Annotated in this window: 13 protein-coding genes and 1 riboswitch; of the genes, 6 read left to right on the forward strand and 7 right to left on the reverse strand. The window is 65.4% G+C overall.

Features of this window, described 5'->3' with window-relative positions; translation table 11 throughout:
• Nucleotides 1–187: 187 nt before the first annotated feature.
• From JKF87_RS12430 to JKF87_RS12440, 3 genes are all read right to left on the reverse strand, one after another.
• The gene (locus JKF87_RS12430; protein ID WP_201100211.1) at nt 188–697 is read right to left on the reverse strand and encodes a flavin reductase family protein; all 510 of its coding nucleotides are present in this window, start codon (nt 695–697) and stop codon (nt 188–190) included.
• A 91-nt stretch (nt 698–788) separates the two neighbouring features.
• Nucleotides 789–1,817 carry a methionine synthase gene (locus JKF87_RS12435; RefSeq protein ID WP_201100212.1) on the reverse strand — a complete coding sequence of 343 codons (1,029 nt, stop codon included), beginning with the start codon at nt 1,815–1,817 and terminating at the stop codon, nt 789–791.
• 28 nt (nt 1,818–1,845) lie between these two features.
• Nucleotides 1,846–2,832: a DUF1852 domain-containing protein gene (locus tag JKF87_RS12440; protein ID WP_201100213.1), complete on the reverse strand. Its 987-nt coding sequence runs from the start codon at nt 2,830–2,832 to the stop codon at nt 1,846–1,848.
• A gap of 108 nt (nt 2,833–2,940) precedes the next feature.
• Nucleotides 2,941–3,148: riboswitch (cobalamin riboswitch) on the reverse strand.
• 121 nt (nt 3,149–3,269) lie between these two features.
• Here JKF87_RS12440 and ku point away from each other — a divergent pair.
• Nucleotides 3,270–4,118: a non-homologous end joining protein Ku gene (gene ku, locus JKF87_RS12445; RefSeq protein WP_201100214.1), complete on the forward strand. Its 849-nt coding sequence runs from the start codon at nt 3,270–3,272 to the stop codon at nt 4,116–4,118.
• A gap of 27 nt (nt 4,119–4,145) precedes the next feature.
• Here ku and ligD read toward each other — a convergent pair whose 3' ends face one another.
• Nucleotides 4,146–6,722 (reverse strand): DNA ligase D, encoded by a 2,577-nt coding sequence (gene ligD, locus JKF87_RS12450; protein ID WP_201100215.1) that lies wholly within the window; start codon nt 6,720–6,722, stop codon nt 4,146–4,148.
• Between the two features lie 150 nt (nt 6,723–6,872).
• Between ligD and JKF87_RS12455 the strand changes: the two genes are divergently transcribed.
• Genes JKF87_RS12455 through JKF87_RS12475 form a run of 5 tightly spaced genes read left to right on the forward strand, consistent with a single transcriptional unit; the run spans nt 6,873 to nt 15,028 of the window.
• Nucleotides 6,873–7,205, forward strand: a complete 333-nt coding sequence (locus tag JKF87_RS12455; protein WP_236261358.1) for a hypothetical protein — start codon at nt 6,873–6,875, stop codon at nt 7,203–7,205.
• A gap of 57 nt (nt 7,206–7,262) precedes the next feature.
• Entirely contained in the window at nt 7,263–8,516 is a 1,254-nt protein-coding gene (locus JKF87_RS12460; protein ID WP_201100216.1) for a TolC family protein, read from the forward strand.
• Complete coding sequence (locus JKF87_RS12465; RefSeq protein ID WP_201100217.1) at nt 8,516–9,685, forward strand: efflux RND transporter periplasmic adaptor subunit; 1,170 nt, start codon at nt 8,516–8,518, stop codon at nt 9,683–9,685. Before JKF87_RS12460 ends, JKF87_RS12465 begins: the two co-directional genes overlap by 1 nt.
• Before the next feature lie 11 nt (nt 9,686–9,696).
• Nucleotides 9,697–12,918: an efflux RND transporter permease subunit gene (locus JKF87_RS12470; protein ID WP_201100218.1), complete on the forward strand. Its 3,222-nt coding sequence runs from the start codon at nt 9,697–9,699 to the stop codon at nt 12,916–12,918.
• Between the two features lie 46 nt (nt 12,919–12,964).
• On the forward strand, nt 12,965–15,028 hold the full coding sequence (locus tag JKF87_RS12475) for a heavy metal translocating P-type ATPase (RefSeq protein WP_201100219.1): 2,064 nt from the start codon (nt 12,965–12,967) through the stop codon (nt 15,026–15,028).
• A gap of 74 nt (nt 15,029–15,102) precedes the next feature.
• On the opposite strand, the gene JKF87_RS12480 is transcribed toward JKF87_RS12475, so the two are convergent.
• From JKF87_RS12480 to JKF87_RS12490, 3 genes are all read right to left on the reverse strand, one after another.
• A complete protein-coding gene (locus JKF87_RS12480; RefSeq protein ID WP_201100220.1) occupies nt 15,103–15,903 on the reverse strand; it encodes a glutathione S-transferase family protein in 801 nt (266 codons plus the stop codon).
• Nucleotides 15,904–15,946: 43 nt separating this feature from the next.
• Nucleotides 15,947–18,307, reverse strand: a complete 2,361-nt coding sequence (locus JKF87_RS12485) for a TonB-dependent receptor (RefSeq protein ID WP_201100221.1) — start codon at nt 18,305–18,307, stop codon at nt 15,947–15,949.
• Between the two features lie 229 nt (nt 18,308–18,536).
• Nucleotides 18,537–19,148 (reverse strand): glutathione S-transferase family protein, encoded by a 612-nt coding sequence (locus JKF87_RS12490; RefSeq protein WP_201100222.1) that lies wholly within the window; start codon nt 19,146–19,148, stop codon nt 18,537–18,539.
• Nucleotides 19,149–19,208 lie beyond the last annotated feature (60 nt).

A 19,208-nucleotide genomic window follows, 5' to 3' on the forward strand; every position in this document is an offset into this window, starting at 1 on the left:
AAGGCACCAAAAGATACAGTTATCACACATTTTTGATAACCTCGATTTCTTCTTACTTTTCAACGGTACTATATTTTCCCGGGCATTGTGCGGGTATCAGTGATTCTCCACTCTAAGTTTCTTGTTTATATTCAGTGATGTGGATCGATGTTCAGTAATCGAGTGGGAATGAGGCGCGACGCCGGGATCAGATAGCCAACTGATCGATGGGGGCCAGGGTGTGGAAGTCGCTGGAGTGAAACACCAGCGGCGTGATGTCGTCGGCGACCGATGCCCGGTGCAGGCGGAAGAGGACGATGTCGTGGTCACCCGCGGGGATTTCGTTTTCGACTGAGCATTCCAGCCAGGCCGTTGCGTCGGCGAGGAACAGGGCACCGTCGGTGGTTGTCTCGTAATCCAGGCCCTGGAAGCGGTCGCCGGTCTTCTGGGCCAGTTGGCGTGCAACGGCAGAATGGCCATGGCTCAGGAATGAGATGCCAAGGCGTTTCCGCGTGCGTAATTGCTGCCAGGTGCTGGAGCCGCGCTTGATGCAGACGGACACCAGTTGCGGCTTCAGCGAGATGGCGACGAAAGCGCTGGCGGTCATGCCGACCGGCTGACCGCCAACCATGGCGCACAGGGTGGTGACGCCGGTTGGGAAGCGGCCGAATAGGCGGCGCAGCTCAGCATCATCGCTGATGTTGCTCAACATGTTCATGTGTTTGAACCCTGGGGCGCCGCATTCAGAGCGGCGTCGGCGAGCGCGCGGGCTTTTGTCATCAAGCCCGAGCGCCCGCTTCGATCATCTGTCAGGCGGACAGTTCTTTGCGGATGATTTCGGCGCCTGCGCCCAAAGCCTTCAGCTTGCCGGTCGCGACGCGGCGCGAAAGGGGAGTCATGCCACAGTTGGTGGCGGGATAGAGCTTGTCGGCGTCAACGAATTGAAGGGCCTTGCGCAGGGTGTCGGCGACTTCTTCCGGGGTTTCCACGGTGTTGGTGGCCACGTCGATGGCCCCGACCATGACCTTTTTGCCGCGAATAAGCTCGATCAGGTCCATCGGCACGCGCGAATTCTGGGCTTCGAGCGAGATGATGTCGATGCTGGACTGCTGCAGCTTGGGGAAGGCTTCCTCATACTGCCGCCACTCCGAGCCGAGGGTCTTCTTCCAGTCCGTATTGGCCTTGATGCCGTAGCCGTAGCAGATGTGGACGGCGGTCTCGCACTTGAGCCCTTCGGCGGCCTTTTCCAGGGCCGCGACGCCCCAGTCGTTCACCTCATCGAAGAAGACGTTGAAGGCGGGTTCGTCGAACTGGATGATGTCGACGCCAGCGGCTTCAAGCTCGCGCGCTTCCTGATTGAGGATCTTGGCGAACTCCCAGGCCAGGTTTTCGCGGCTCTTGTAGTGGTCGTCATACAGGGTGTCGATCATCGTCATCGGCCCGGGCAGGGCCCATTTGATCGGCTGTTTGGTTTGTTGGCGCAGGAATTTGGCGTCATCCACGAAGACCGACTTCGGACGGCCGACGGCGCCGACGACGGTCGGGACGCTGGCGTCATAGCGATCGCGGATCTTGACGGTCTTGCGGATTTCGAAATCGACGCCGTCGAGGTGTTCGATGAAGGTCGTGACGAAGTGTTGGCGCGTCTGTTCGCCGTCGCTGACGATGTCGATGCCTGCGTTCAGCTGGTCGTTCAGAGACAGGCGCAGAGCGTCCTGTTTGCCTTCGATCAGTTCGTCGCCTTGCAGTTTCCAGGGCGACCACAGCGTCTCGGGCTGGGCCAGCCAGGCGGGTTTGGGCAGGCTGCCGGCGGTCGAGGTGGGGAGAAGAGTTTTCATGGTGGTGACTTTATTGTTTTGGGTCTGATCAGGCGGCGAAGTTGGCGGACCACTGGTCGAGAACGGCCTGATGCGGCTTGATGAACCGTTCCTCGACGAACTTGCCCTGTTCGACGGCCAGGCGGCTGCGTTCTTCGCGGTCGTAGACGATCCGGGTCAGCGAATAGTCCTGGTACTTCAGGCTGGGCTGATACTGTTCCGAGGCGGGCGAGTTGGCGTTGTAGATCTCGGGGCGATAGATCTTCTGGAAGGTCTCCATCGTGCTGATGGTGCTGACCAGTTCGAGATCGGTGTAGTCGGCCGTCAGGTCGCCGATGTGGTAAAAGGCCAGGGGGGCCACGCCGTTTCGCGGCATGAAATAGCGGACCTTCATCCCCATCTTCGCGAAATACTGATCGGTCGGCGAGAACTCGTCATTCTCATATTCGAGGCCCAGGGCAGGGTGCTCGGCGCCGGTCCGGTGGTAGGTCTTGTTGCTGGACACGCTCAGGCAAATGACGGGCGGCTTGCTGAAATTATCACGATAGGCGCGTGAGTTCAGGAAATGCTTGAACAGCTTGCCGTGCAGATCGCCGAAGCCTGCTGGCGGACCAGCATTGGGGTGGGTCTTCAAATGCTCCGGCAGAACCACGCTGAAGTCGTAGTCGCGGACGTAGGAGGAGAAGTTGTTGCCCACGACGCCTTCGATGCGTTCGCCGGTGTTCTTGTCGATGATGGTCGTCTGAAGAATTTCGATCAGGGGGAAGGCTTCGCCGCTGTCACCGGGGGCGACCCTCATCTCGATGGTGATGATCTGCAGTTCGACCGTGTAGCGATCGCCCTTGGGATTGTCCCAATGGGCCAATGAGTTGAAGCGGTTGTCGATCATCCTCAGGGTGTTGCGCAGGTTCTCCTGACGGCTCTCACCGCGCGCCAGATTGGCGAAGTTGGTTGTGATCCGCGTGTTCTCGGCAGGGCGGTAATCCTCGTCGAGCGCCGTGCGCTTGATGATGAAGGTGAATTCGCTGCTCGCCATGGTCTCTGCCGTTGATGCTGTGGCGAGACAGCGGACAGGGACGCGCGACTGCCCACGCGGAATCTTTCCGGCGCGACGTTCATGCGACCTGGCCGGACACCCCGCCGGAGGACGTTATCTGTCGGGGCAGGTCTCCTGGCTCGCGGGTCACGGCTTCGGGTCCGGCCTTCCCGAGGGCGGATGCCCTCAGTGACGCAAGATGGACCTTCAGCTCGCCGCTTACAGTTGCGGGGGCAGCGCCGGCGTTGAACCGGCTTCCCTCTTAGCTTCGCGCCGCCCGAGAGCGACGTGAAGAACCTCGACCATTGGAAATTGCCACAATCGCCGCTCATGTCAATCAAGATATAAAGATATCTTTATGTGATTATGCGATGTCGGTTCCCGTGTCGCGAACGGAAACGCGCCTGACGCATTCCATTGCCCAAGGGAGAAGCAACATGGCCGCACGTCCGACCTGGCAAGGGCATCTGAAACTGTCGTTGGTCACCTGTCCGGTGGCCCTCTACACGGCGACGACCAGCACCAATGACGTGCGGTTTCATCTGATCAATCCAGACACCAACAACCGCATCCGCATGGTGCCGACGGACCCGGACACCGGGCCGGTGGAGCGCAGCGATCTGGTGCGCGGCTATGAGGTGTCCAAGGACGAATATGTCCTGTTCGACGACGCCGACTTCGATCAGGTCAAGCTGGAGAGTACAAAGACAATCTCCATCGACAGGTTCGTGGATGAAGCCGACATCGACCGCCTGTATTGGGCCGATCCCTTTTTTGTCGTGCCGGAAAAGGGGGCGGGCGTCGAAGCCTTCGCCGTCATCCGCGATGCCATGAAGAAACAGGGCAAGGTGGCGTTGGGGCAGCTGGTGCTGCGTGGCAAGGAACGGCAGTTGGCACTGGAGGTGCGTGACAAGGGTTTGATCGCCTACACCCTGCGCGCCCATGACGAGGTGCGCGACGCCGCCGACTATTTCGACGATATCCCGACGGTGAAGGCGGACGCCGACATGGTGGAGATCGCAGCGCGGATCATCGGCCAGAAGGAGGGCGACTTCGACGCCTCCCAGTTCAAGGATCGCTATGACGAGGCGTTGCGCGAGATGATCAAGGCCAAGGCCAAGGGCGGCAAGGGCGTGGTCGACATCGCAGAGCCGGACGACACCAATGTGATCGACCTGATGGCGGCGCTGAAGAACAGCCTCAAGGGCGGCGGAGGCGACAAGAAGCCCGCTGCCAAGAAGGCGCCGGCGAAGAAGCCTGCGGCCAAGAAGAAGTCGGCCGCCTGATCCTTTACGGGCAAGGAGGAGAGGGGGTCAGAGGCCCATCTTCTTCAGCGCAGGTCTCAGGTTCGTCGCTGACGCGCGGAAGTCCGCCCATGGGTCCGACTTCTTCAGCAGGGCAGGGTAGGTCCACAGGTTGAAGGCCGCCGGGTCGAGGCCCGGCTTCACCTGGTCCCACGACAGAGGAAAGGCGATCCCGGCGCCGGGCCGTGCGCGCGGCGACCAGGGCGCGACCGCCGTCGCCATGCGGCCGTTGCGCAGATAGTCGATGAAAATCTTGCCGCCCCGCGCCTTCTTGGCCAGGGTCGTGGTGAAACGGTCGGGCGCATCGAGGCGGATCGCCTCTGAAACCGCCTTGGCGAAGGCCTTGTTCTGGTCCCAGGTCACCCGGGATCGGGCGTCGGTCTTGATGGGCGCGACGACATGCAGACCCTTGCCGCCGGTTGTCTTGACGAAGGGCGTCAGGCCCAGGTCCTCCAGTCTCGCCTTCACCACCTTGGCCGCCGCGATCACGTCCGCGAAATCCAGGCCTTCGTCGGGATCGAGGTCGAAAGTGATCTGCTCCGGCGTCTCCGGGTCGCCCGGCTTGCAGCCCCAGGGATGCAGCTCCAGTCCGCCCGACTGACCAATGGCGACCAGCCCGCCGACATCGACGGCGGCGACATAGGGGGTGCGCGCCTTGACGTCGATCAGCTTCAGGCGCGGGTTCGATCCGCTCATGGCGTGGCGCTGGAAGAACATCTCGCCGGCAATGCCTTCGGGCGCGCGAATGATGGATGTGGGGCGATCCGAGACATGCGGCAGGATGCGCTCCGCCGCCGCCTCATAATACCGCGCCAGGTCGGCCTTGGTGATCGCAGGCCGGTCGCCGACAGCGGGCCACAGCACCTTGTCAGGGCTGGACAAGGTGACGCCAGCGACCGTGACCCTGCCGGGTTTCGAGGTCGGGCGAACTGTCGTGGTCGTCTTCTTCTGCGGCTTCATGTCGGCGGGCGGCTGCGGGGCCTGGGTGACCTCGACGGCGGGCTTGTCCTCACGCAGCCCCTTGAACGCCGCCTGACGCAGCGACCCAGCCTCGGTGTATCCGCCGTGTTCGATCTCGGCGACCAGCACAGGTTTCAGCCAGTGGATGTCTTTGGCCGCCTTGGGTGCGCCCGGCCCGGAAAATGGGCTCTTGTCCGCCGCCTCGGCCTTCAGGGCCGGGACCAGGGTGCGGGTGACGGCCTCGCCATAACCCGTCCCGACCCGCCCCAGATAGCGCAGGCCCCCGTCCTTCCGCACCCCGACCAGCAGAGAGCGGAAGCGCGTGCCGCCCTCTGACGACCAGCCGCCGATCACCACCTCGTCGCGGCCCCGGCACTTGGATTTGACCCAACTGGTGGAGCGCCCGGCGTGATAGGGGGCGTCCAGCTTCTTCGAAATCACGCCTTCCAGATGCATCCGGCAGGCGCTCTCCAGCACCGCCTGACCGGTCGAGGCGAAATGCTCGACGTAACGCAGCCGCGCCGCGCCCGACTTGCCCACCCGGTCCACATAGGCCTGAAGCCGCGCCTTGCGGTGCGACAACGGCAGTTTGCGCAGATCCTCGCCGCCCTCGAACAGCAGGTCGAAGGCGAAGTAGACTAGGCGGTCGGTGTCGGCGTCCGAGATCGCCGCCTGAAGCGCGCTGAAATCGGGCATGTGGTCGTCATCCAGCGCGCACAGTTCGCCGTCGATCACCGCGTCGGGCCAACCCGCCGCATCCGACGTCAGTTCGGCAAACCGGTCGGTCCAGTCCAGGCCCTTGCGGGTTCTCAAGACTGCCTTTCCGCCGCCGACGCCGATCTGGATGCGATAGCCGTCGAACTTGATCTCATGCGCCCAGCCCGCCGCGCCGGGCGGATGGTCGACGGCCTTGCACAGTTGAATCGGAACGAACGGCGGCGGTTTGGTCGCTGTGGACGCCGCCGCCTTGGTGGGCTTTGGCTTGTCGGGGCCCTTGCGTCCCGTCGGCTTGGAGGATGTCCACTGGGTCTGGCCATCGGCGATCTGGGCCAGCGACCGGCCTGTGGTGATCGAGGCGTCGATTTCGGACAGGGCATCGCCTTCGCCCGCCACGGCGTATTCGTCCTTTTCCTTGAGCAGAAGCCAGTTGTTGCGCTGCTTTCCGCGCCCTTGGGGTTTGTCTCGATCCGCTTTCAGCCGGATCAGCGCCCATTTTCCCTTCAGCCGTTCACCGTGCAGGATCATCTTGATCTGCCCCTTGGCCCAGGCGGCTTCCAGGTCAGGCTCCTGCGGCTCCCAGGTTCCGACGTCCCACATCTGCACGGTTCCAGCGCCGTAGTTGCCGCTGGGGATGGTCCCCTCGAACGATCCGTAATCCAGCGGATGGTCCTCAACCTCGACCGCCAGCCGTTTGACGGAGGTGTCGCGCGACGGGGCCTTGGTCACGGCCCAGGATTTCAGCACCCCGTCCGCCTCTATGCGGAAATCATAGTGCAGCCGCGTCGCCGCGTGGCGCTGGATCAGAAAGCGGAGGCCGCCCTTGGATCGCGCAGCCTTGCGCCCCTTGGGCTCGGGCGTCTCCCCGAACCGTCGCTTGGCCTGATAGGTGTCCAGTTCGCCGCGCATGGGGTTGTAATCCCTGCCGGGCGAAAGCGTTGCGGGCCGCCTGAGTTGGGCGTCGAGCCCTGAGTTCGTCAAATAGTCGCGGCGGTCGTACAGTATAACGGATTGCCTGGGCGCTCGGATGACAGTATCCAGCCCGCGATGACATGGTCGATGGCGACATGGGCGAGACTGATTTTGGCGGTGACCTTGGTCGCGGCCGTGTTCTTTGTCGCCCCGATCGCTGACGCCGAGGTCTGTGCGCCGGAAAGCCCTTATGCGCACGCGGTTATTGACCAGGACTCTGGCGACGCCGACCAGGGCGGGCTGGGTGAAGGCCACGGCCTATGCGCTCACGGTCATTGCCATCACAACGGAACGGCGCGAACCGACGCCAGCGACGACATCGCTGTGCATATCCATGCGCGCCCCGTCCACGCCTTCCCCTCCAGTGATTTCCCGTCGTCGATTTCGCCCGACGGTCTGAAGCGCCCTCCCAGAGTCTGACCCGACGTCTGCGCCGTCGTGCGCGTGATCTCGTGTCAAACTGCTGGAAAATGACTCATGTCTGCCTCTCATCGTCGGCCGCCGCGCTTCGCGGTCGGCTGCGCGCTGGCCGCACTGTCGGCCGTTCTGGCCAGCCCCGCCTGGGCTGACCCGGCGCCTTCCTTCCCCGCCTTGCTGGCGCGGCTCGATCAAACCCCTGCAAGCCAGGAGGCCGAAGCCCTTTCGGAGGCCGCCGAGGCGCGGGTTCGCCAAGCCCGTGCCCGACCCAATCCGACGCTGGGCCTTGATGCCTCGAATGTTTTCGGAAGCGGGCCCTATCGGGGGCTCGACAATGCCGAAACCACCCTGTCCTTCAGTCAGGATCTGGAACTGTGGGGACGCCGAACCGCACGCATCAATGCGGCGCGGGCGGACGCGGGGACGGCGGCCCTGCAGCGCGACTTGGTCGTTCTGACTGCGGCGGGACGCCTGGCCCAGGTCTATGCCGAGGCCGAGGCGGCGCAACGGCGTGCGGTGCTGGCGGAAGACAGCCTGAGCCTGACCATAGCCGATGCGCGTGCGGCGCTGATCCTAGTTGAGCAGGGACGGGAGCCTCTGCTGCGCGGCATCCAGGGCGAAAGCGAAGCCGCAGCGGCGCGCGCCAGTCGCGATGAGGCCGTCGCCGAACGGGACGCTGCATTCGCACGGCTGACCGCCGTGGCCATGCTGCCCTCGCCGGTGACCGGCATCGACGTCAGCCTGCTGGATCGGTCGCCTGCCGCCGCATTCGCCGGATCAGCGGACCCGACGACTGTCCGTGTCGCGCAGGCCGAGCGAACAGCCGCAGAACGGCGGATTGATGTGGAGCGCATCCGCACACGACCGGGCATCACCGCCAGCGTGGGGGTGCGCCGCTATGAGATGGAGGACGCCACCGCCCTGACGTTCGGCGTCAGCATGCCGTTGCCTCTGTTCGACCGGAACCGGGGCAATATCGAAGCGGCCCAGGCGGACTTCCGTGCGGCGGATGCGCGGCTGGCCAGTGCCCGCCAGGAAGCACAGGCCGATCGTGCTGCGGCCCAGGCGCGTCTGGCCGCCTCGGTCAGCCGGGTTTCTGCGGCCGACGCCGGGGTGGGGTCCGCCGAGGAGGCCTATCGCCTGTCGCGGATCGGTTTTGACGCTGGGCGCATCTCGCAGCTTGAGCTGCGCGTCACCCGCGCGGCCCTGATCTCTGCGCGGACCACCGCTGTTGATGCGCGCCTCGCCCGCGTCCGCGCGGAAATCGAACTGGCGCGCCTGGACGGCCGCGCCCCTTTCCAAGGAGCTGAATGATGCGTCAGCGCACATCGAACAAGACGTTGCTGATCGGCGGGGCCGCCGCCGTCATTCTGTTGGCCGTGGGTGGTTTCTACCTGCTGTCGCGCGGGCCGGACGCGGCCCCCGCTGTCGCTGAGAGCAATGCTGCAGAGGCCGAAAGCGAAGCCGATGCGCCGGAAGGCTTTGTCGAACTGAGCGAAAGCCAGATCCAGGGCGCCAACATCCTTGTCGTCGGCGTCGGACGGGGAGGCGGGGCCGAAGTGCAGTTGGCTGGCCGCGTCGAACCGATGGTTGACGCGCGCGCCGCCGTTGCGGCCTCGGTCGGCGGACGGGTCGAACGGGTTCTGGTGTCGCCCGGCCAGACGGTGCGGATCGGTCAGCCATTGGCCAGTCTTGTCAGCGGTGAAGCGGCGACCTTCCGCGCCGATGCTGACGCCGCAGCCGCCCAGACCGAGGCGGCGCGTCAGGTCTATGAGCGGAACCGCAATCTGGCGGAACAGGGCGTGGTGGCCCGACAGGAGGTGGAGGCGTCACGCGCGCAACTGCTCAGCGCTGAAGCGGGCGCCCGTGCGGCGCGTGCTCGGTCCAGCGCAGCCGGTGCGCCCAATGTCGCTGGTCGACTGAGCGTCACCAGCCCCATCGCCGGGGTGGTGACCAGCGTGCAGGTCGGACCGGGCGGGTTCGTCGCCCAGGGCGGCGTCGTCGCCGAGGTCACCAACCCCGCCAGAGTCGAACTGGTCTTCACCGCGCCGCCCGCCCTGGCTGTCGATGTGCAGGCGGGGGCGCCGCTGCGTGTCAGCGGCTCTGGAGGGGATTTCGACGCCGTCGTGACCGGGGTCGCGGCGGGCGCGGGCGGTGCGAACGGCGGCGCCGTCATACGCGCTCGGCCCACGGGGTCTGTCCTGCCTCCGGCCGGATCGGCTGTATCCGGGGCCATCGTCACCGGCGACACCGCGGGCCGCCTAACCGTTCCAAGCGAGGCGGTCCAGACCGTTGACGGGAACACCGTCGTCTTTGTTCAGGTGGCCAAGGGCTTCCAGTCCCGTCCGGTGCTGGCCGGACGCCAGGCGGGCGGCCGGACCGAAATCCTGCGGGGTCTGACCGGGTCTGAACGGATCGCCGGAACCAACGCCTTCCTCCTCAAAGCCGAACTCGCCAAGGGCGAGGCCGAGCACGGTCATTAGGGGCGAAGCCGATGTTCAAATCCATCATTGAGGTATCAGTAAAGTTCCGGTGGCTCGTCGTCCTGGCTACGGCCCTGGTCGCGGCCTGTGGACTGCTTGAGCTGACACGGCTGCCTATCGACGCTGTGCCGGACATCACCAATCGCCAGGTCCAGGTGACCACGGTCGCCCCTGCGCTGGCGCCCGAACAGATCGAACGGCAGGTCACCTATCCCATCGAGACCGCCATGTCGGGCATCCCCGGCCTGACCTCGACGCGGTCGCTGAGCCGCAACGGGTTCAGTCAGGTGACGGTCATCTTCACCGACCAGACGGACATCTATTTCGCCCGTCAGCAGGTCGCCGAACGTCTGGCGGGCGCGCGCGAGGCCATGCCAGACGGGGTGGAGCCTGCCATGGCTCCGATCACCACGGGGCTGGGCGAGGTGCTGATGTGGACGGTCGACTACAAGCCGTTCAACAGCGCGAACCTGGCCAAGCCGGGGCAGGCCGGGTGGCAGGCGGGCGGCGCTTATCTGACCCCGGAAGGGGAGCTGCTTTCGACTCCACAGGAACGCGCCACCTATCTGCGGACGGTTCAGGACTGGGTCATCGTCCCCCAGATGCGCACGACGCGGGGGCTTGCGGGCGTCGATACGGTCGGCGGCTACGTCAAGGAATACGCCGTGCGGCCCGACGCCGCCCGACTGTCGGCCTATGGGTTGGGACTGGGTGATCTGATCCAAGCGCTGGACCGGGCCAACACCCAGGCCGGGGCCGGATATGTGCAGCGCGCGGGCGAGGCGCTGACGGTTCGGACAGACGCCCTGGCCTCGACCATTGAGGATCTGGCCCAGGCGCCGGTGGTCAATCGGAACGGCCTGATCGTGCGGGTCGCCGACGTCGCCACCGTAGAGATCGGCCAGGCGCCGCGCCTTGGCGGGGCCAGCCGCGACGGCCACGAGGCCGTTCTGGGAACCGCGCTGATGATCGCGGGCGGAAACAGCCGCACCGTGGCCCAAGCGGCGGGCGAGCGGCTGGAGGAGGTTCGCAAGACCCTGCCTGCCGGGATCGAGGCGGTGACGGTTCTGGACCGCAGCGCCCTGGTCAACTCGACCATCGCCACCGTGGCGCGCAATCTGAGCGAGGGTGCGCTGCTGGTCATCGTCGTGCTGTTCCTGCTGCTCGGCAACATTCGCGCGGCCAGCATCACGGCCCTGATGATCCCCATCAGCTTCCTGTTCGCCGTGATCGGCATGAATCGGTTCGGGATCAGCGGCAATCTGATGAGCCTGGGGGCGTTGGACTTCGGCCTGCTGGTCGATGGCGCGGTCATTGTGGTGGAGAGCACCCTGCTGATGCTGTCGCAGCGGCGGATTGATCTTGGCCGCGCGCTGACTCGGCGCGAGCGGCTTCAGGTCGCGGGGGCTGCGGCGTGCAAGATGGTCAAGCCCGCCGCCTTCGGTCAGTTGATCATCCTTCTGGTCTTCACCCCGCTGCTGATGCTGGAGGGGGTGGAGGGCAAGACCTTTGTGCCCATGGGCGCGACAGTCATGCTGGCTCTGGTCGGCGCCTTCATCTTCTCGTTCACCTTCGTGCCCGCCATGACGGCCCTGCTGGTGCGCGATCCCAAGAAGGTCGAGGTGGATGCGCAAGGCCGCGCCCACGAGCATGAGACCTTCCTGCTGCGCCACGCGCGTCGCTGGCTGCAGCCGGCCATCCGCATGGCCGTCGATCGGCCCAAGATCGTATTGGCGTCGGCATTGGGCGCCGTAGTCGTCGGCGCACTGGCCTTCTCTTCGCTGGGGCGCGAGTTCATCCCGACCCTGGACGAGGGCGACATCGCCATGCAGGCCCTGCGCGTGCCTTCAGCGTCGCTGGAGCAGTCGCTGGCCATGCAGATGGCGCTGGAGCGGGCGATCTCCGCTCAGCCGGAAGTGGAGACCATGTTCTCACGCACCGGCACGGCAGAGGCCGCCGTGGACCCGATGCCACCCAACATCTCCGACGGCGTCATCGTCCTGAAGGACCGCAAGGACTGGCCCGATTCCGGGCTGGAGAAGGACGCCCTGCTGGAGCGGTTCGAAACCCTGGCCAATCAGCAGATCGGCAATGCGTTCGAGTTCAGCCAGCCGATCGAACTGCGCTTCAACGAACTGATTTCCGGGGTGCGGACCGATCTGGCGGTCATGGTCTACGGCGACGATTTCGACACCATGCAGCGCGTCGCCGATCAGGTGGCCGTGGCCCTGCGAGAGACGACGGGATCAGCCGACGTACGGGTTGAACAGGCTTCGGGCCTGCCGACCCTGACAATCAGCGTCGATCGGATCGCGGCCGCCAACTACGGCCTGTCCGCAGCCGACGTGTCCGAGGCGGTGTCTGCGGCTATAGGCGGCGCGGAGGCGGGGCGGATATTCGAGGGGGACCGCCGCTTTGACGTGGTGGTGCGCCTGCCTGACGACGCGCGCAATGACCCTGCGGCGCTGGCGGCCCTGCCCATTGTCTCGACCACGGGCGTGATCACGCCCCTGTCGTCGGTCGCGCGCATCCAGAGCGCCGAGGGGCCTAACCAGATCAGCCGCAGCAACGGCAGCCGTCGCATGGTGGTTCAGGCCAATGTGCGCGGTCGCGATCTGGGCGGCTTCGTCGCTGACGCCCAGCAGAAGGTGGAGAAGATTCAGCTGCCCTCTGGCGTCCGCCTGACCTGGGGCGGTCAGTTTGAGAATCTGAAGCGGGCAGAGCAACGTCTGGGTCTGGTCATCCCGATTGTCTTCGTCCTGATCGGGGTGCTGCTGTTCATGGCGTTGGGCTCGTTCACGGAGGCGGGGCTAGTGTTCGCCTGCGTGCCCCTGGCCTTGATCGGGGGGGCGTTGGCGTTGCTGTTGCGCGGCATGCCGTTCTCTGTGTCCGCCGCCGTGGGATTCATCGCCGTGTCGGGGGTGGCGACCCTGAACGGGCTGGTCCTGATGCAGGCCATCCGTGAGCGGCTTCAGGCGGGGCTGGCGCCCCGAGACGCGGCGATTGAAGGGGCGTCCAGCCGTCTTCGGGCCGTGTTGACGACCGCCCTGGTCGCCATCGTAGGCTTCATCCCCATGGCCATCGCCCATGGCGCCGGGGCGGAGGTTCAAAAGCCGCTGGCCACCGTGGTCATCGGCGGGCTGCTGACGGCGACGGCCCTGACCCTGCTGGTGCTGCCGACCTTCGCAGCCAGGACGGTGCGCCGTCGCAAGGATGAAGGGGGCGAGGAATGATCGCCTGTCGTCAGAACAACCGCCCGCACGCAAAGGAGATCGCCGAATGACCCGCCAAATCCCATGCAGCGAAACGGCCGACGATCATGACCATGAAGACGGTGCAAGCCACGACCACGGCGACGGCGGTTTCCTGGGCCCCAATACGGAGTTGATCTTCGCCCTGGCCTCGGGGGCGGCGCTTGGCGTTGGATTTGTGCTGGAGCAGTGGGTGTCCGGCATTCCGTCGTGGCTGCCCCTGGCCCTGTTCCTTCTGGCCTACGGGTTTGGTGGTTTCTTCACCGTGCGGGAAGCGGCCGAGAACCTGCGGCGCAAGCGCTTCGAGATCGACACGCTGATGCTGGTCGCCGCGGCGGGGGCGGCGGCCTTGGGGGCCTGGGCCGAGGGTGCGCTGCTGCTGTTCCTGTTCAGCATCGGCCACGCGCTGGAACACTACGCCATGGGCCGGGCCAAGCGCGCGATTGAGGCGCTGGCGGAACTGGCGCCCCGAACGGCCCATGTGCGGCGCGGCGGCCAGATCGTCGAACTGCCCGTCGAGGCGCTGGAGGTTGGGGACGTGGTGGTCGTGCGCCCCAATGAACGGCTGCCCGCCGATGGTTTCGTGGTGGCGGGCGCCAGCAGCATCAACCAGGCTCCAGTGACCGGCGAAAGCATCCCGGTCGACAAACAGCCCGTCGCCGACGCCGCCAGCGCGCGGGCGCGACCGACCCAGATCGGCGCCGCGTCCCAGGTCTTCGCTGGTACGATCAACGGCGCGGGCGCCATCGAGATCGAGACGACACGGAAATCGAGCGACACCACCCTGGCCAAGGTGGTGCGCATGGTCAGCGAGGCGGAGACGCAGAAGTCGCCGACCCAAAGGTTCACCGACCAGTTCGCGCGCGTCTTCGTGCCGCTGGTGCTGGTGCTGGCCTTCCTGCTGCTGTTCGCCTGGGTCGTGGTGGACGAGCCGTTCCGCGACAGCTTCTATCGCGCCATGGCCGTGCTTGTGGCGGCCAGTCCGTGTGCGTTGGCCATCGCCACGCCCAGCGCCGTTCTGTCCGGCGTGGCTCGTGCGGCGCGCGCCGGGGTGCTGATCAAGGGCGGGGCGCCGCTGGAGAATCTGGGCTCCCTGAGCGCCATTGCATTCGACAAGACCGGCACCCTGACGGAGGGACGCCCGCGCATCACCGACATCGTGACTGTGGGGACGATCACGCAGGACGATCTGCTGGCGACAGCCGTCGCCGTCGAACGGTTGAGCAATCACCCCTTGGCCGAGGCCATAGCGCGCGATGGGGGCGCACGTCTGGGCGACGCCGCAATGGCGACGGCGACGGACCTCAAGAGCCTGACGGGCAAGGGGGTAACGGCCTTGCTGGACGGCGAGACGATCTGGATCGGCAAGCCCGAGATGTTCGGCGCCGACGGTGTGACGGCGCTGGGTGATGAGACGGCTTCGGTCGTCGCTCGACTGCGCGAGGAGGGGCGGACCCTGATGGTGGTGCGGCGCGGTGCGCGGGACATGGGCGTGATCGGTCTGCTGGACACGCCGCGCGCTGAGGCCGAGCCGACGCTGAAGGCGCTGCGGACGCTGGGCATCGAACGGATGATCATGATCTCCGGCGACCACCAGAAGGCCGCTCAGGCCGTCGCCGGGCAGGTCGGTCTGACCGAGGCCTGGGGTGACCTGATGCCGGAGGACAAGGTGGTCGCCATCAAGCGTCTGCGGGCAGACGGCAAGATCGCCATGGTGGGCGACGGGGTGAACGACGCCCCCGCCATGGCCACGGCGACGGTCGGCATCGCCATGGGCGCGGCAGGTTCGGACGTTGCGCTGGAGACGGCTGATGTCGCGCTGATGTCCGATGACCTGTCGCAACTGCCGTTCACCGTGGGCCTGAGCCGACGGACGCGGGCCATCATCCTGCAGAACCTGATCGTCAGTCTGGGCGTCGTCGCCTTCCTGGTGCCGGCGACCATATTCGGCCTGGGGATCGGTCCGGCGGTCATCCTTCACGAAGGATCGACGCTGCTGGTGGTGATCAACGCCTTGCGGCTGCTGGGCTATCGGGACCGTGCGGAAAAACGGGGGGCTGTCAGTTCAGCCCTGTCCCCACAGTCGACATGAGGGTTTCAGGCCTCGCAATCGCTTGAAACTGGCGGGACGTCGGCCATCCAGCGTCCCGCCAAGAAGAGGCGCTCCTAACGTCCCGGCAGGGGCGGCAGGGAGCCGATCACGCCGTCGGGGCGGGCGACGGCCAACATCCGCTGATAGGCGGGGCGTTGCTCGATCTTTTCACGCCAGGCGGCCAGATGCGGGAACTGGCTGATGTCGGCGATCCTGGTCGAGGTGGCGACGTTCAGCGGGAACAGCATCATGATGTCCGCCGCCGAGAACTCGGCGCCCCCGAAATAGGGGTGGCGGCTGAGATAGTCTTCGGCGAAGCGGATGGTGTCTTCGGCGTCGACCAGCGGGCTGGGGCTGGTCGAGCGGCGGATCATCTCGACGCGATAGTCGCCGATCACCCGCGCCGCGAACGAACCCTCGGAATAGTGCATCCACTGCAGATAATAGGGGAAGTCCGGGGAATCGACCGCGGGGCGCAGACGACCATCGCCGTGGCGGGCGAGCAGCATCTCCAGAATGGCGCCCGATTCCACGATGACCTGATCGCCATAGAGGACGGTCGGCGCCACCGGCATCAGGGGATTGAGGGCGCGGATCTGCGCCATCGAACCACGCAGGTCGCCACGCTTGTATTCCAGCGTATAGGGCAGGCCCAGTTCTTCACACAGCCAGACGACGCGCTCTGAACGGCGGCCCTCCAGGTGATAGATGGTCAGGATCGGTTTGGCCTCGGATGCGGCAGGCTGGGGCTGGGATGCGGCCATCGATGGCGAGGCGGCCATGCCCAGGCCCAGGGCGCAGGCGAGAGCCAGACTGGACAAGGCCGTTGCGCGTCGACGTGTCGGCGGATGCAGGCGGGCGGTGGTTTTCATCATCTGTTCTCGTGGTTCTGGTTGAAGCCGGTCTGGGCGCGCCCGACTAGAAGCGCGTCGACAGGCTGACGCTGAAGCGGCGCACGGAATCGGGACTGAAGAACTGGACATAGCCGCCGGGGTTCAGGGCCGTGGACGGCGAGGGGGCGATCATGGCGGCGAAACGCTCGTCCAGCAGATTGCTGCCGAGCAGGGCCAGGGTCCATCGGGCGTCCTGGCTGGAGACCGCGATGCGGGCGCCCAGCAGGCCATAGGCTTTCTGGATCGTGCCGGGGTCGCCGCTGGGGGCGAAGTTGACGTCGCTCTGCCAGTTCCAGTTGACCTGACCGGCCATATGCAGCCCGGCGCCCACGTCGCGCTGATAGGTGACGGTCGTGCCGTAAACCCATTCCGCGACGCCTGCCAAAGACAAGCCGCCCGCGTTGAAGAAGCCGTCTGGCGATGTGGGATTGGCGGGCGGGGTGGTGCAGGGTCCGCCCTGGGACACCTTGGGTTGGCCGAAATAGCACTGGACGCCATTGAAATCGACGTAGTGGCCATCGGTGTAGGCGCCGCCTGCCGTGATGGTCAGTTCCACAGTCGGGCGGGCGATCAGGTTGAACTCGACCCCCTTGGTCTTGATCTCGCCGGCGTTGGTGATGCGCGTCGAATAGGTGGGGCTGGACAGGTCCGACACCTGGGCCTGGAAGTCTTTGACCGTGGTGCTGTAGAGCGCCAGATTGGCGACCAGACGACGATCCAGGAAGGCGGTCTTCAGGCCCAGCTCATAGCTGGTCGGGATTTCCGGCTGGACCCGCTGATCGGCGGTGGCGGATGCGGCGCTGAGGCCGCTGAAGCCCGGCCCCTTGTAGCCGCGCGAAATGGTGGCGTAGGCCATCATGTCTTGGGCCAGACTATACCGGGCGCTGGCTCTCCACGACAGGTTATGGGCGTCCACGCTCTGTTTGAACTGCAGCGGGACAGAGCCGGGGATCGGCATGGTCCCAGGCGTCAGGGCGCGGCGGTAATCCAACTCGGCGTCGTCCCAGGTCGAACGGGCGCCGACGATGATGTCGAGACGCGGCGTGGCGTGCCATGTGCCCTGGCCAAAGACGGCGAAACTGGTGGAATCGACGTCGTTGTAGGTCGAGTTTTCGAACACCGTGTTCAGGCTGGCGCCCGGAACGATGGGGATGACCTGCCCCTGCGAGGCGGGGACGATCCAGTTCAGATTGCCGCGCTGGCGGATCAGGGATGATGCGGTCGAGTTGTAATAATAGAGGCCTGCCACATAGTCGAAATGCTGGCCGATGGGCGAGGTCAGGCGCAGTTCCTGGGTGAACCAGTCCGTCTTGTTCGCCCCGCCGTTGCTGTCGATGTAGTTGACGGCGGTCATGTCGCCGTCAGACGCGCCATGGGCGTCGAACTGGCGATAGGCGGTGATGGAGGTGATCGTGTGGTCGCCCAGGGCGTAGTCCACCTGGATCGAGGCGCCCTGCGCATAGCTGTCGCCGACGACCGGGCCGCTGGCGGCGATGTCCAGGTTTTTGGGCCCAGCGACGACGCCGTAGCGGTCATTCATGACGGCGGGCGCAAAGCCGGGCGTGACCTTGCGATAGGTCGACTGGCAGCAGAAGCCGTCGCTCTCGGTGCGGTCGGCTGAGATATAGACCGTCAGGTCCTCATTAGGTTTCCAGAGGTATTTCAGCGTCAGGCTGGAGACATCCTGAGGGTCGGTTCTGACGCCGTCCTGGAACAGGTTGCGGATCAGGCCGTCACGTTCGTGATGGGAGGCGACGATGCGCAGGGCCGAATTCTCGGTCAGGGCGACGTTGCCGATGGCCTGGACGATGCGTGTGCCGCGGTTGCCGATCTGAACATCCAGCTCGCCCTCGGTGGCGTCCAGCTTGGGGCGTTTGGTGATGAAGTGGACCAGCCCTGCCGAAGCGTTTTTGCCGAACAACATGCCCTGCGGCCCGCGCAGGATCTCCACCCGGTCGATGTCGCTGAGGGTGGACAGGCCGGACGGGACCGCCAGAACCACGCCGTCGACGACGGTGGAGATGCTCTGTTCGATGCCGGCCGAGAAGCTGCTGGTGCCGACGCCGCGAATGGACAGGCCCGAGGCGCTGCTGCTCAAGCTTTGCTTGAAGCGAACGCTGGGATCGATCAGCGACAGTTGCGACGGCTGGGTGATGTTCAGGTTCTGCAGCGTCTCCCCCCGGACCGCCGTGATGGCTATCGGGACGTTCTGGACGTTTTCAGCGCGGCGCTGAGCCGTGACGACGATGTCGTCGACAGTGTTGGCCGGGGGCGGCGAAGTCTGCGCCCAGGCGGCGGAGCCGGCGGAAAGCGCCGCGACGACCAGTCCGGCGCCGATGGCAGGTTTTCCGCGCGCATAGAGGGGCTTGTTTTGACCTTTAGGCATGCATTTCTCTCCCTGTCGCTGTGCGACTTATTTTTGAAAGTTTCTTGGTTGCAGGCCGGGCGGATTGAGCCGCCGGTCCGCAGTCTTGATGCAGGCTTTGACGGGGGCGGCAGAGATCGCGCCGCGCCCGTGCAGGCGGCTTGTGCCGGTGGTTTTCTCCCTTCCGGACAACGTTTTGAGCGTTAAGTGACGTTAACGTCACTTATGGATTGCGGCAATGATATTCTGGTCAGGCGTGGGCGCTGGGGCGGGCGGAGACGCGGGCGTGCCAGGCCCAGACGACGGTGCAGGATTCAGGAATGTCGACGCCGATCATTCGACCGAAATCGATTGCGGTCAGGGCGACGATGTCGGCGATCGAATAGTCGTCGCCAGCAATGAAATCGCGGCTCTCCAACTCGCCATTCAGCCAGAGATAGAACTCGTCGATGCGGGGCCGATTGGACTCGCCGAAGTCCTTGTACTGGACCAGCAGGGCGGCTGTGAGCGGGTGGGTGTGGCGCCAGATGTGGGCGATCGGGATCATCAGCCGCAGTTCGATGCGCCGACACCACATGTCGATCAGGGCCTTGTCCTTGGCGTCCCGCCCGAACAGCGGGGGTTCGGGGTGCGTCTCCTCCAGGTAGCGGCAGATGCTGACGCTTTCGCTGATGTAGCTGCCGTCATCCAGTTCCAGCACCGGAACCTGGCCCAGCGAGTTCTTCTCCAGAAACTCCGGCGTCTTGTGCGCGCCTTCGCGCAGCGACACGCGCTCGTGCTCAACCTCGATGTTCTTCTCGGCCAGGAAGATCCTGACGCGTCGTGGATTCGGGGCGGGGTTTTGGTCGCCGTACAGTTTCATCGGAACTCGCGCTGATCGCCAGATTTCGGCCCGACCACGACGGCGGGGCATTTAGTGACG

This window comes from Brevundimonas nasdae (assembly GCF_016654005.1).
GTDB lineage: Bacteria > Pseudomonadota > Alphaproteobacteria > Caulobacterales > Caulobacteraceae > Brevundimonas > Brevundimonas nasdae.